We start from the raw sequence: 12838 nt of genomic DNA, 5'->3' as shown, positions 1-12838 counted from the left end.
CTCTGTGAAGCCGGTCACGCAACGTCCGCCCAGGCCTCAGGGCCTCGCCAGAATCAGGTCGGCGGCGCGGTCGCCCGACCGTATCGATCCCTCAATGGTTGCCGGCAATCCGGTATCGGTCCAGTCGCCGGCAAGAAACAGATTCTTGAATGATGTCACGGGTCCCGGACGCAGCGCGTTCTGCTCCGGTGTCGCCTCGAACGTCGCGCGGCGCTCGCGCACGATCTGCCAGGGCGGCAGCGGCAGATCGCCCTGCAGGCCGGCCGCCTTGCAGACGTCCCGCCAGATCGCCAGCGCGAGTTCTTCGCGCGGCATGTCGACGAGGCGGTCGCCATTGCTGATGGTGACGGACAGCCGCTGCGGGAACGCAAACAGCCATTCCACGAGGCCGCCGACGACGCCGAGAATCGGCGCGGCATCGCGCGGCGGATCGTAGCGGAAATGCGCATTGACGATGGCGCGGAATTTAGTCGGCGTCTTCAGCCCCGGCAGCAGTGCCGCCGCGGGACGCGGCGGCACCGCGAGCACGACGACGTCGCCCTCACCGAGCGCAATCGTATCGGTGCCGAACTTCAGTTCGCTGACGCCCTCGCCCTTGGTCGCGAATTCGCGCAGCTCGTGGCCGAACCGGATCGACGCGCCCTTGTCCTGCAGCAGCTTGATCGCGGGCTCGACCAGGACCGCGCTAAGGCCCTCGCGCGCGATCAGCGGCCGGCATGCCTGCCCGCCTGCCAGCAGCGTCTCGCGCACGATCGCGCCGGCAAGGCCCGCCGATCCCTCGGGCGGATCGACATTGAGCGCGGCGAGTAGCAGCGGCTGCACCAGCCGCTGATACAGCGTGCCCTCGCAGCGGATCGTATCGCCGACCAGCCTGCCGGTGCCGGCCCAGACCAGCGGCGACAATGCGAGATAATCGAACAGTTTTGTATCGGGGACGCGGCGCGCCTCGTCGAACACCCAGAGCGGCAATTTGCCGTCGCCGAGGTCGAGCAGCCAGCGCTGGCCGGTCGAGATGTCGACGAACGGAAACTGCGCCACCTTCGGCCCGACCAGGCCCGCCTCGGTCCCGATCGATCTTGCATAGGCCCGCGCATGGCTGTTGCCCGACAGCAGCAAATGATTGCCGTTGTCGATGGTGAGATTGGTCGCCGCGTCGAAATAGGAGCGGCAGCGGCCGCCGGCCTGCTGCGTCGCCTCGTGGACCTGCACCTTGTAGCCGGCATTGGCGAGCCGCACGGCGGCCGAGAGGCCGGAAATACCGGCGCCTATGATATGAGCGTTTTTCTGCATCAGATGATCGCGTAACGGAGAAGGATGGCAATCTTCGCCCATTTATGGACGCGGACCGGTTCGCGCGGGGCAGCAAAGCCCCTCGCCAGCAACAAATCCAGTATGGTGCGGTAGTATCTCGACATGATCCGCGGCGCGCGCACGGCACGGCGCGAGTTGCGTTTCATGATCTCGTCGGACTTCTCGAAATGCTTCTTTGCCCGTTCGGCAAGCGCCAGGCAGACTTTCGGCAGCGCCCGTTCGGCGATCACCTTGTGCGGATTATCGCTGGTGATGCCGGCGAGCATCAGGCTTTCGCGTGGCAGATAGAGCCGGCCAAGGCCCGCGTCTTCGTCGATGTCGCGCAGGATGTTGGTCAGTTGCAGCGCGCGGCCGAGATGGTGAGCAAGCAGGATGCCATCTTCCTCGGGCATGCCGAACACCCTGACCGACAGACGCCCGACGGCGCTGGCGACGCGGTCGCAGTAGAGATCGAGCGTGGCAAGGTCGGGCGCGCGGATGTCCTGCGGCACGTCCATCTCCATGCCGTCGACGATGGCCAGAAAGTCCTCGCGCTTGAGACCGAATTTCTTCACCGAGGCGGCATAGTCCTGCAGGCGCGGCGGCGGATGGCCCTGATAGAGGGCGTCGATATCGTCGCGCCATTGCTGCAGGGCGGCCAACCGCTCGGGCCGCGGCCCGTCGGAATCGGCGATGTCGTCGACCTGCCGGCAGAAGCTGTAGATCTGGAACATTGCCTCGCGCTGGCTGCGCGGCAGAATGCGCATCGCGGCATAGAACGAACTGCCGGACGCCGTGGTGCCGTAATCTGCGTTGGCCGCCGCCGTCTGGATCGTCATGCGCCGGCCGCCGGTTTCGCCAAAGGGCGGCGTCCGACCGAGCGGTGGATGATCTCGCCCGCCACGGCGCCGAAGGTATGGCCGAGCAGCTCCAGCTTGCTCAGATGCACGCGCTCGCTGAGCGGATCGCGCTCCTTGAGCATGCCGACGATCTTGTCGGCGAAGGCCTGGATCACCGCAATGTCGAGCCCGAGCCGGAAATCCTTCACCTCGGCGCCGAGCGACTTGCTCTCGTTGAGCAGCGTTTCGGTGCGGACCGCCAGCGCGTGAAGGCATTGCAGCAGCGCCGGCTGCGCCTTCGCCTCCCCCAGCATCTCGACGGTGGCACCGCTTGCGGCCAGCGCGTCGCGCGGCAGATAGACGCGGTTGAGGTTTTTGTAGTCCTTGGCGCAATCCTGCAGATGGTTGTTGATCTGCAAGCCCGCGCACAGCGCGTCCGACGCCGCCCAGGTCGAGGTACTCTCGCCGTGGACGTCGAGCATGAAGCGCCCGACCGGCATCGCCGAATAGCGGCAATAGTGAATGACGTCGTCCCAGTTCTCGTAGCGCAGCTTGGTAACGTCCATGCGGAACGCGACCAGCACGTCGAGCGCATGGCGCGGCGCCATCGACCGCTCGGCCAGCGCGTGGCGCAGGCTGACCGCCTCCTTCTGCGTGTCGCCCTTGCCAAGCAGTTCCGCCTCGAACAGGTCGAGATAGCGCAGCTTCTCGTCGGCGCTCAGTGTCGCGTGATCGGCGATGTCGTCCGCTGTCCTGACGAAATTATAGAAGGAAAGAATCAGCGCCCGGTGACGCGGGTGGATGATCCACGACGCGACAGGAAAATTCTCGTCGCGGTCGGTCTTTCCGGATCGCAGGTCGCTGGCGGTGGTCATCAGGAACTGGCTACATCATCAGGGATTGGCGGCATGCGCCGATGCTTCAGCGCATGCTAAGGTGATTGCGGGCCCCATATAGGGGAATCCGCAGCCAAAACCAATGCTATATGGGCTGATTAGCCCCGCCCGTGACGCGCGTCATAGAGCCAAAAAAGGCTTGCCCGCGAAGGGTTAACGGACGCTGGACCGGCTTATTGGCCGTTGTTCTTGAGAACCTGGTCACAGGCCGCGCTGATCTTGGAACGGTGTTCCTTCAGGCACGCCAGGATCGTCAGGTCGCCCTGATCGATGACCGAGCGGCAGAGCTTCTGCACGTCGCGGGTACAGGCCTTCTGCTCTGCCTCCGTTCCGCCGCGCTGTTGCTGGGCGAAGGCGGCGGTCGTCGTCATCGAGATCGACAGCAAGGTGAGGGCGAGGAGAGATTTACGCATCGTATTCCTTCATTCGGCAGCAAGAAATCCTGTTCCCGATTAGCATTTCGGCGTGGCCGGAACGGATTTGTCTGGATGGCAGGCGCCGCGTAGCGCAGCAGCGAGCAAAGGACAAGCAAGGTAAATGCGGTCAAATTTACGGCGACATCAGCCGCAGCTTCAGCACGTTAAATAACCGGCTGATATCTAACGTGTATTTTTGTCACAGATGTCCGGCAAATGGATGTTGCAGGCGAAACAGCACAAAGTTAGATGCTGCACCGGCGGAGCCGAGGGGAATCATTGATTCCATGCGGCGGGGTGCCCATTTTTCCGCTGCGACCGGCGGAAACGGCACCGCCGTCATTTGAACCTAAGATACTGCGCCGACACTAAATCTTCGATGTGGCGAGACGTATCTTTGCAGAGACGTCTATTTGATGGGAAAAATCACGATGAAACTCTTTGGTTCCAGTCTGCTCGGGCGGGCCCTGGCGGCGGCCGGCATCGGCGCCGCGCTGATGTTGTCGGCGACCCCAGGCCATGCCCAGGCGGGCGGGCCGTTTGCCGGCTTCGACGGAAACTGGACCGGCACGGGCACGGTCGCGCTGTCCAACGGCACCACCGAGAACATTCGCTGCAAGGCCGACTACAAGGTCAACGCCAACGGGCTCGGCCTGAAGCAGAACCTGCACTGCGCCAGCGACAGCTACAAGTTCGACCTGTCGAGCGACGTCACCAGCCAGGGTGAGCGCATCTCCGGCAACTGGAGCGAAAAGAGCCGGAACATCTTCGGCAATCTGCAGGGCACCGCCGGCGGCGGCCAGATCGAGGTGTTCGTCGAGGCTTCCGGATTTGCGGCCAACCTCAACCTGCGCACCAACGGCAATAAACAGACCGTGCAAATCGACTCCAAGGGCGAGATCCGCGGCGTCAAGATCACGATGACCAAGACCTGATCCGGCGCCCCCTTTCCAAATGCTTCGAGGCAGCGCAATAGCGCTGCCTTTTCGTTTTGCGATCAGCCGAACTTCCACTGCCAGCAGGGATCGCCGCGATCTCGGCGCTCGATCACCTCGACGCGCATGAAGCGATCATGCGCCAGCGCGGCGCCGACCCATAATTCGTTCCAGGCATCGAACACGGCAGGCGACGGCGCCTCGCGCTCCGCCATCAGGCGCCACGAGGTCTGGCGCACGGTCGCGCTTGCGCTTTCCACACGCAGTTCCGCATCATCGTCCTGCCCGCGGGCGAGACGGGCGAACGCCTTGGCGAAGCCCATCGCTCCTGCTTCGACGCCACCCAACAGCGCAGCGACATCGTCGAAGGTATGCATGCCGACCAGCCGGGCGGCGGCGCCGGCGAGATGGCCGCCCTCCTCCGGGCCGAGCACGTTGATCGTCTCCGGCACGATTGAGGTGATGTACTCCATCGCGTAGTTGCGCAGCACCTTCTGCAGGCGCTCCTCCGGCCAGCTATTCTCGGGCAGGCGCGGCGCGAGATCGGCGCGGAATGGCGGACAGCGCTCGCCCGGCGAAAACTGCAGCCGCTCCTCAGGCGCGAGATCGCGATCCCATTCCTTGTAATAACCTTCAAGCCCAGGCTGGCCGTCGACGGTCTGTCCGGTACAGACGAAGCCGAGCCTCGGATTGCCGAGCACAACGCCATTGTTGGCGTGCCATCCGCGCAGCATCGCCCGCGAGACGTCGGTTGGAATGCCGCAGATCGCGGTGCCCGACCAGATCCAGCGCGGCGGCGGATAGCGCACCCAGGCCTTGGTGTCGCTCTCATGGACATATTCGACCTTCACGCCGCCGACCTGGTTCGAAAGATAGTGATATTGCGCGCAGGCCACCGCATGCGGAAGCTGGTCGAGGCCGAGCTTCTTCAAGCCGGGCAGGAAGCGCGCCAGCTGCTGGCGCCGGAAAGTACGAAACACCACTTCCGCCGCGCGCAGGCTTCCGGCCCGCGAGGCCAGCATCAGGATCAGCCCGGTGAGATAGGAGTGATAGATGTGCTCGACCGCGCGATACGCAGCGGCGTCGGCCGCAGGGCGGCTAGCTGATCCTGCAGACGTCATTCCTCAGCCCCTCTTCGGCATGCCGTTGACCGACAGCCCTTGTTGTTTTAGCCGGCAGGTTTGTTTTCCGCCGGCTTGGCGTGGTCGATGCCGCGGATCTTTTCCGACAGATTGATCAGGAACATCGAGGTCGGCCGCAGGATAAAGAGGTCCGCGACGAGAGCCGCGATCATCGAGAACGCGCTGAGCCAGCCGAACAGCCGCAGCGACGGCAGGTCGGAGAACACGGTGACGACGAGGCCGCAGGCCAGCACCACCGTGGTCAGGATAAGCGCCGGGCCGACCAGCACGGTCGCACGCTCGACCGCCAGTCCTGAACTGACGCCCGGCTTGCTCTCCAGCCGCAAGCGGTTGAGGAAGTGGATCGTGGCTGAAAGGCCGAGACCGAACGACACCGTGAGCGCGACGACGCTGGCAAATTGCAGGCCCTCGCCCAGTATCCAGAGCACCGTGCCCGATGCGACGACCGGGAAGATGCCCGGCAGGATGCAGGAGAACATCACCACCACTGAGCGGAATGCCAGCCCGATGAAGATCGCAACCAGCAGGAACTCGATCGTCAGGCCGTGATTGAGCTTCGAGATCATGTTGGCGCTGTTGCGCGCCGCGATCGCCGACAGGCCGGTGACCGCGATCTCGAAGCCGGGATGCTCGGCGCGCACCTTGTCGAGCGCTTTGTCGAGCTTGTCGACCACGGGAAGGATTTCGCTGGAATCAAGATCAGGCACGCGGCCGGACACCACGACCGCGTCCTGATCGGCGGAGATGAAGCGGCGCACCAGATGCTCGGGGATGACGCTGACATATTCCTTCAGCGTCGCCACGTCGGAACTCCCCGCCTTCTCCGCCAGCCAGCGACGAAGCGTTTCCAGCGACCAGACGTTGCCGACGCCAGCCGACTTCTCGACCATGGCGTGAACTTCCGCGATCGTCTTCAGCGTATCCGGCGCATAGAGCGAGGCGCCCTTGGGGAACTCGATCAGCACATCGATCGGATTGGCGCCGGTGAGCTTGGCATCAAGACGGCCGGAGGCCGCCACGGCCTGCCGTTTGTCAGGCACCTGATCGGCCAGGCGATAGCGCGGCTCAAGCGTGGCGTAGATGATGCCGAGACCCGCCACGAGGGCCAACGCGAGCAGGCTGAACAGCCCGGGACGGCCGACCATGCGCACCGCGATCCAGTAGCAGAAGTTGCGCAGTGCCTGCACGCCGGCGTCGGCGCTCTGGAACTTGACCGCAAAGATCTTCTCGTTGCGGACGAACAGCACGCCGAACACCGGCACCAGCGACAGCACGGCAACCAGTGCGATGATGGTGGCGGCAAGGCCGGCCTCGCCGAATTTGCGGATCAGTTCGGAATCGGAGAATTGCAGCGCGATGAAGGAAATGCCGGCGGTGGCGTGGGTCAGCACACAGGCCGGGCCGACCACCAGCACCGCGTTGGTGAAAGCGGTGAACTTGTCCTGCCCCGCGATCAGGCGGTCGCGCGCCGCAAAGGTCAGCTGCATCGAGTCCGAGAAGCTGATCACCATGATGAGCGGCGTCATCACGTTCAGGAACATGTTGAGGTTGAAGTTGGCCCAGCCGAGGCCGCCGAGCGCCAGCAGGATCGCGATGATCGGCGGGAACGCCGCGACCACCATGAACGATATCTTGCGGAAGAAGATGATCGCGATGATGCAGCCGGCGAGAATGCCGAGAATGTTGTAGGTCAGCCCGTCGCGCTTGACTGCGTTGCGGATCTCGAGCTGCATGACGGGGACGCCGGAAAGCTGGGCGTTGAGCCCGCTGCCGGCGAGATCCTCGGCCATGATCTTCCTGATTTCGCCGATCACCTTGCCGAGTTCGTTGGAGGAAACAATCTTCGGCTCCAGCGACAGCACGATCAGCGCCAGCGTGCCGTCTTCCGACAGCAGCTTGCCGCGGATGATCTCGTTGGTTTTGACGGTTTCGGCGAACTTGTCGTAGGCGGCGCCCTCGGGAAGTTCAGGCGGGAACAGCGCCGCCGGCAGCTTGCCGGGTTCCGGCGCCTGCCGCGCCGAAAATAGCGAGACCAGACCGCGCACGCCCTCGATCAGCTGCAGGTCGGTGACCATGTCGCGGAGCTTTTCGAGGTTCTCGCGGGCCAGCAGCGTCTTGCCCTCGACCACAACCAGCACGTCGAACTCGGTCGCCGGGAAGCGCTTGGTCACGGCCTCGTATTGCTTGTAGTCCTTGGAATCGGAGCGGAACAACTGGCTCAGGGAGTCGTCGATCTTGATCCGCTCGATGCCGAACAGCGCCCCGACGATCAGCACGGCCAGAATGACCAGGGACAGGATCGGCGCCTTGACCGCGATCAGGCCCATGCGCTCGAGCCCGAAGGCGATGCTCCTGCCCGGCGGCGGCTCCTCGATGGCTTCGACGTGGACGTGACTTTCGGAGTTCTTGTCGAGCATACCCTGTCCAGTTCTCACGTCGGCCTGTTTGTGCAGCTTGGTTTTATGCAGTTTGTTGGCGCGAATGCGGCTTTGGCGGCCCCATTCGAAATGGGCGCTAGCCCTTGAAATCACGCGGTAAATTTAACGGCGCCGTTTTACAGGGCCGAACCCCATCCGGCAAGCATACCGGCCTGTGCAAATCGGCCCGAACATGACGAAAATCGGGCTTAAGTCTCTGATTTGCCACACCCGTAAACCCACCGGTTCGCGCGCCCGCGATGACGCCAATGCCGGTAGTAACGGAACGGCACAGCCCCCTCAGGTCAATTTTTCGGGAAGCAGCGCGCCCTTCAAAAACCTGCGTCTCGAACTGGGACGGCGGTCAGTCTTTTTTCTTCTCCGCTTCGGTCCGCCCGCGCAGCGCGGCGCGGAACGCTACGTCGAACAGGCCGCGATACTGGAGCGCATTGACGTTGGAGATATGGGCGGTGTCGCGGAAATTGGCCTGCCCGTCCCGGACCAGATAGCAATAGCCCTGCTCGCAGACGACGGGCAGCGGATCGACTATCACAAGGTGAGGATTATCTTGATACCGATCCAGCGCGAGTGAGATCTCTTCCCGAAAGGCGCTCCTAGTAATGGCGGGGCCCGCCTCGACTTTCCATTCGCCGATGGCCCTACCGGCGCGGATCTGGTTTTCGATCCAGCGCTGCGGCAGGTCGAAGCCGATGTCCAGTAGCGGCATGATCACGATGACAGTCTTGCCTGCCGACAGCAGCCGCTCCGCCAGGGCGGAAATCTCGGCCCCACCGCTGCCGTTGCTGTTAAGCACGACGATGCCCGGCCCTTCCCGTGCCAGCACGAATTCAAGCGTCGCGCGGTTGAATTGCCGGCACGGCGGCCGATCGCCGGCGTTGACAGCGTCGTCATCGACGAAGGCCCTGCACGCGCTCTGGGTCGCGATCAGGCCATGGATGCCGTTGTCGCGCGCCGCCGCCGAAATCGGCTCGAGATACTGGTTGGCGTAGGAATCGCCCCACAGGATCGCGGTCGGCTTGCCAGCCGCCTGCGCGCTGCCGAAGCTGCAATAGGTCTCTGCCGCCTTCTTTGTGGAGTTGGCGTTTCTAAAGCACTCATCTCGCGGTGTGCTGGTCCGTCGCGCCAGTTCGGCGGACAACAGATATTCCGGCAGCCTGCCGGGAAAACCCTTGTTGAGAAAAGCCAGCGATACGAAGCCTGCCAACAGCGCGAACGAGACGATGGATGCTCCCAGCAGCCTGCGCGGAGTCCACAAATCCTTTCGAATTCTGAAGGGCTGTTCGACATAACGGTAGGAAATCGCGCCTATTGCCAGCGAGACCAGCACCATCAACGTCTTCTGCGTGGGACCAACGCCATACCCGCGCACGGACAGCCAGCTCAGGGCAAAAACCCAGACCGGCCAATGCCAGAGATAAATCGAATAGGACCAGTCTCCGACGCGCTGGATCGCAGACGCTCCCAGCAAACTCGCTTCTTGGCTGCCCTGTGGCGCCGCAAGGATGACGACCGAGCCCAGGATCGGCAGGATCGTGAGTAAGCCGGGCCATCGCGCTTCAGGCAAGGGATAGACGACGCAGCCGGCAACCAGCGCCCAGCCTGCGAACGCAGCAACGGGCGATTGCAGCCAGGAGCGACCGGCTAATCCTTCGGATCGGCGCCGGATCTCTGCTGCAGCTATCAATCCGCCAGCCAGCGGCTCCCAGGCTCTCGCCTGCAGCGAGAAGTAGGACGAGCCCGTTGCATCTTGCTCGCTTGCCCTCAGACACCACGCCAATGACAGGACAGCGAAGACCTGCAGCGCCAAAATCACCGCGCTGATCTCCGAGATGGCGCGCGAGGCAAGCCGCCACACCAGGCCGACGATCAACGGCATGAAGAAATAGAACTGCCACTCCAGCGACAGCGACCAGGTGTGCAGCAGTGGCTTGGTCTGGGCCGCCATGGCGAAATAGCCGCTGTCGCTCTTGAACGCGAAGTTCGACAACAAGGTCAGCGCCGACAGCGCCTGGAGCAAGTGTCGCAGATATTCGGCCGGTAGGGTCACGAACCAGCCGACGATGACGGTCGCAATGGTGAGCACCGCGAGCGCAGGATAGATCCTGCGCATCCGCATCATCCAGAAAGTCCACGGCGAAAACCGGCCGAGCTTCAGCTCGTTCAGCACCTTCGCCGTCATGAGATAGCCGGTGATCACCAGAAAGACATCGACGCCGACGAAGCCGCCGGCGAAACCCGGTATCTGGAAGTGAAAGCCGAGCACGGCGATCACCGATAGCGCACGGAGCGCGTTGATATCGAGCCGGAACGCGTCAGCAATCGCAGGCTTGCCCGCGGCGGTCGGTAGTGCCCCCGTCTTCTCCATCGCCTGTCCTGCCCGCTCCTCGCCCGCTTATATCAGGCGCGAATTGGCTCACAACGGCAACGAGGCCACAGGCCGAAACGTTTTTGGCTTTCAATCGATCGGTTTGGCGGCGATCAGCGCGGTTCCGCTCTCGTCCTTCAGGGCCACGCCGGTGATCGCGCGCGCAATACCCTCACGCGCCAGCCACGCGATCTTGAAGGCGGCTTCCTCGTAACGCAGTCCCGCGCCGTGGATGTTGGACACGCAGTTGCGCTTCTCATCGGTCAGGCCGATGCGTGGCGCAAAGGTCAGGTAGGCGCCGAGGCTGTCGGGCGCCGACAACCCAGGCCGCTCGCCGATCAGCATCACCACCATCCGCGCGCCGAGCACGGCGCCGATCTCATCGCCGAGCGCGACGCGCGCCCCCGAGGCGATCACAACGGGCCCAAGCTGGAATCCCGCCTCCGTCAGGCGCGGGACGAGATGGCGGACCAGTTCGACAGCATGCACATTGACGGCCGCCGGCGAGAGGCCGTCGCCGATCACGATTGAAATCTTGTCTGCGCCGCCCGGCTTCTCCAGTGCGCGCCGCGAATCCGCATCGAGCATGCGACCGAGATCGGGACGGCGCAGATAGTCGCGCCGGTTGCGCGCCTGGCTGGAAACACTCCTCACGTCGAGGCCGAGATCGGCCAGTTCCGCCAGCAAATGCGGCGCATCGAAGGCGGCGTGAACGGCATCGCGTGCACGGGCATGGTCGAGCGTGAAGGCAAGCAGCGCCTCGGTCGGCATGCTGGCGCCGGAGCGGCCGAGCCCGACGCGCGCCGGCGTCAGCTCCCGCAGAGCTTCGAGCGGGCGGGACGGCGGCCCCGGGGTATTCATGGTTTGCTACTCGGCTGGGACCGAGGCCTCGCGCAGCCGGATCGAATAGTTCGACGCGTTCTGCTGGCCGCCGGATGCGGCGCGCGCGAACTTGATCAGGTGATGGGCGATGGTAGCCGAGCCGATGAACCCCTCGATGTCGCCGCGCCGGAGCCGTCGAAATGCAAACTTCCAGAACACGCGCCTGTAATCGCCGAGCACGCCGACCTGCCAGAAGATGTTGCGCAGCATGATCAGCGCGCGGCGGATGTTCGGCCATGTCTTCAGTTCAGGTGCCACCGGCACCTTGATACGGTTGGCGTGGGTATATTCGCATTGATACTGGTAGCGCGCGAACAGCTTCTCGGGCTCGTAGGCGATCTCCATACATCGCTTCCAGGAGCTGATGACTTCCTCATAGGGCATCAGGAATTCGACGTTGGAATCGCGGCCGTCGTCGTCGACCAGACGTCCTTCGCGCTCCAGCCGATCCCACAGCGGTGTCTTCGGCAGCGCTTGCAGCAGATTGATCGTCAGCAGCGGTATCCGCGAGTCATCGACGAACTTGAGCAGCGCATCCGCGGTGCCCGGCTTGTCGGTGTCGAGCCCCATGATGATGCCGGAGACGACCTCCATGCCGTAGGAATTGATGGTCTGGATGCCTTCGAGAATCGGGACCATCATGTTGTGGTCCTTGTGCATTGCGTGCAGCGCATCCGGATCCGGCGTCTCGATGCCGCAAAACACGGTAACGAATTGCGCCTCGCGCATCTTCTCCAGGATTTCGGGCCGCTTGGCGATATTAAGCGTCGCCTCGCAGGCCAGCCGCACCACATAGCCGGTCCGCTTCTGCCATTCGATCAGGTGCGGCAGCAGGTCCAGCGCAGCCTTGCGGTTGCCGATGAAATTGTCGTCGACGAAATAGATCGTGTCGGTCATGCCGCATTCGCGCAAGCGGTCCAGTTCGGCAACGATCTGCTCGGGCGTCTTCAGGCGCGGGTTGCGTCCGTAGAGGCCTGGTATGTCGCAGAACTCGCACTGATAGGGACAGCCGCTGGAAAACTGGATGCTGCCTAGCAGATATTTTTTCACTTCCGCCAGCTCGTAGGCCGGGATCGGAAACTCGGTCATCGACAGCCGGTCATTGGTCTTGAGCACCACCTGCTGCGCCGGGCGCGAGGGATCATCCGCCAGACGCGAGAGTAGTTCGTTGGTGGCGTCGCCGAGTTCGCCGACATGCAGATAGTCGAACGAGGGATAATAATCCGGACACGCGCTTACCGACGGTCCGCCGATCGCCACGGCGAGATCGAAGGCGTGCGCGCGGCGGCAGATATCGTTCATCTGCTGGCGCTGGATGTGCATGCCGCTGACGAACACAGCCTCCGCCCATTCGAAGTCCTCCCTGGTCGCAGGGCGAATATTCTCGTCGACGAAGCGGACCGGCCAGTTCGCCGGCAGATAGGCCGCGATCAAGAGAAGGCCCTGCGGCGGCATGAACGCCTGGACGCCGTCGGTCAGGGGATAAGCATGCTCGAACGTACCGAAAGAAGACGTGTAGCGCGGGAAGACGCACAGGATACGCCGTACCGTTCCGATGCCTTCAGCTCTCATCAAATTTCCTCAAAGCTGCCATGGATTTAAGCACGACATTGAAAACTGGGCCAGCAATTCTTC

Annotated in this window: 10 protein-coding genes; 1 reads left to right on the top strand and 9 read right to left on the bottom strand. The window is 63.4% G+C overall.

Annotation, left to right across the window (positions count from 1 at the left end; genetic code table 11):
* Nucleotides 1-36: 36 nt before the first annotated feature.
* The 4 genes from hpnE to RX331_RS11450 form a co-directional block, all read right to left on the bottom strand.
* Nucleotides 37-1290 carry a hydroxysqualene dehydroxylase HpnE gene (gene hpnE / locus RX331_RS11465; RefSeq protein ID WP_317256670.1) on the bottom strand — a complete coding sequence of 418 codons (1254 nt, stop codon included), beginning with the start codon at nt 1288-1290 and terminating at the stop codon, nt 37-39.
* The gene (gene hpnD / locus RX331_RS11460; RefSeq protein WP_317256669.1) at nt 1290-2129 is read right to left on the bottom strand and encodes a presqualene diphosphate synthase HpnD; all 840 of its coding nucleotides are present in this window, start codon (nt 2127-2129) and stop codon (nt 1290-1292) included. Before hpnD ends, hpnE begins: the two co-directional genes overlap by 1 nt.
* Nucleotides 2126-3004, bottom strand: coding sequence for a squalene synthase HpnC (gene hpnC / locus RX331_RS11455; protein ID WP_317256668.1), 879 nt, complete (start codon nt 3002-3004; stop codon nt 2126-2128). The genes hpnD and hpnC overlap by 4 nt, the downstream gene beginning before the upstream one ends.
* Before the next feature lie 194 nt (nt 3005-3198).
* A complete protein-coding gene (locus RX331_RS11450; protein WP_317256667.1) occupies nt 3199-3438 on the bottom strand; it encodes a hypothetical protein in 240 nt (79 codons plus the stop codon).
* A 434-nt stretch (nt 3439-3872) separates the two neighbouring features.
* Here RX331_RS11450 and RX331_RS11445 point away from each other — a divergent pair, with 434 nt between their 5' ends.
* A complete protein-coding gene (locus tag RX331_RS11445) occupies nt 3873-4376 on the top strand; it encodes a hypothetical protein (protein WP_317256666.1) in 504 nt (167 codons plus the stop codon).
* 62 nt (nt 4377-4438) lie between these two features.
* On the opposite strand, the gene RX331_RS11440 is transcribed toward RX331_RS11445, so the two are convergent.
* The 5 genes from RX331_RS11440 to RX331_RS11420 all read right to left on the bottom strand — a co-directional run bounded on the left by RX331_RS11440 (nt 4439) and on the right by RX331_RS11420 (nt 12775).
* Complete coding sequence (locus RX331_RS11440) at nt 4439-5497, bottom strand: hypothetical protein (protein WP_317256665.1); 1059 nt, start codon at nt 5495-5497, stop codon at nt 4439-4441.
* A 47-nt stretch (nt 5498-5544) separates the two neighbouring features.
* Nucleotides 5545-7935 (bottom strand): efflux RND transporter permease subunit, encoded by a 2391-nt coding sequence (locus RX331_RS11435; RefSeq protein ID WP_317256664.1) that lies wholly within the window; start codon nt 7933-7935, stop codon nt 5545-5547.
* Between the two features lie 364 nt (nt 7936-8299).
* On the bottom strand, nt 8300-10321 hold the full coding sequence (locus RX331_RS11430) for an acyltransferase family protein (RefSeq protein WP_317256663.1): 2022 nt from the start codon (nt 10319-10321) through the stop codon (nt 8300-8302).
* 90 nt (nt 10322-10411) lie between these two features.
* Nucleotides 10412-11182, bottom strand: a complete 771-nt coding sequence (eutC, locus tag RX331_RS11425; protein ID WP_317256662.1) for an ethanolamine ammonia-lyase subunit EutC — start codon at nt 11180-11182, stop codon at nt 10412-10414.
* Between the two features lie 6 nt (nt 11183-11188).
* The gene (locus tag RX331_RS11420; RefSeq protein ID WP_317256661.1) at nt 11189-12775 is read right to left on the bottom strand and encodes a B12-binding domain-containing radical SAM protein; all 1587 of its coding nucleotides are present in this window, start codon (nt 12773-12775) and stop codon (nt 11189-11191) included.
* Nucleotides 12776-12838: the final 63 nt, after the last annotated feature.

The sequence above is a fragment of the Bradyrhizobium sp. BWA-3-5 genome, assembly GCF_032917985.1.
GTDB lineage: Bacteria > Pseudomonadota > Alphaproteobacteria > Rhizobiales > Xanthobacteraceae > Bradyrhizobium.
This window is presented reverse-complemented; position numbering and strand designations above follow the sequence as displayed.

Bases quoted from the DNA above. Each gene is read 5' to 3' on its own strand.
- hpnE (WP_317256670.1), bottom strand. From the start codon at position 1,290: ATGCAGAAAAACGCTCATATCATAGGCGCCGGTATTTCCGGCCTCTCG.
- hpnD (WP_317256669.1), bottom strand. From the start codon at position 2,129: ATGACGATCCAGACGGCGGCGGCCAACGCAGATTACGGCACCACGGCG.
- hpnC (WP_317256668.1), bottom strand. From the start codon at position 3,004: ATGACCACCGCCAGCGACCTGCGATCCGGAAAGACCGACCGCGACGAG.
- RX331_RS11450 (WP_317256667.1), bottom strand. From the start codon at position 3,438: ATGCGTAAATCTCTCCTCGCCCTCACCTTGCTGTCGATCTCGATGACG.
- RX331_RS11445 (WP_317256666.1), top strand. From the start codon at position 3,873: ATGAAACTCTTTGGTTCCAGTCTGCTCGGGCGGGCCCTGGCGGCGGCC.
- RX331_RS11440 (WP_317256665.1), bottom strand. From the start codon at position 5,497: ATGACGTCTGCAGGATCAGCTAGCCGCCCTGCGGCCGACGCCGCTGCG.
- RX331_RS11435 (WP_317256664.1), bottom strand. From the start codon at position 7,935: ATGCTCGACAAGAACTCCGAAAGTCACGTCCACGTCGAAGCCATCGAG.
- RX331_RS11430 (WP_317256663.1), bottom strand. From the start codon at position 10,321: ATGGAGAAGACGGGGGCACTACCGACCGCCGCGGGCAAGCCTGCGATT.
- eutC (WP_317256662.1), bottom strand. From the start codon at position 11,182: ATGAATACCCCGGGGCCGCCGTCCCGCCCGCTCGAAGCTCTGCGGGAG.
- RX331_RS11420 (WP_317256661.1), bottom strand. From the start codon at position 12,775: ATGAGAGCTGAAGGCATCGGAACGGTACGGCGTATCCTGTGCGTCTTC.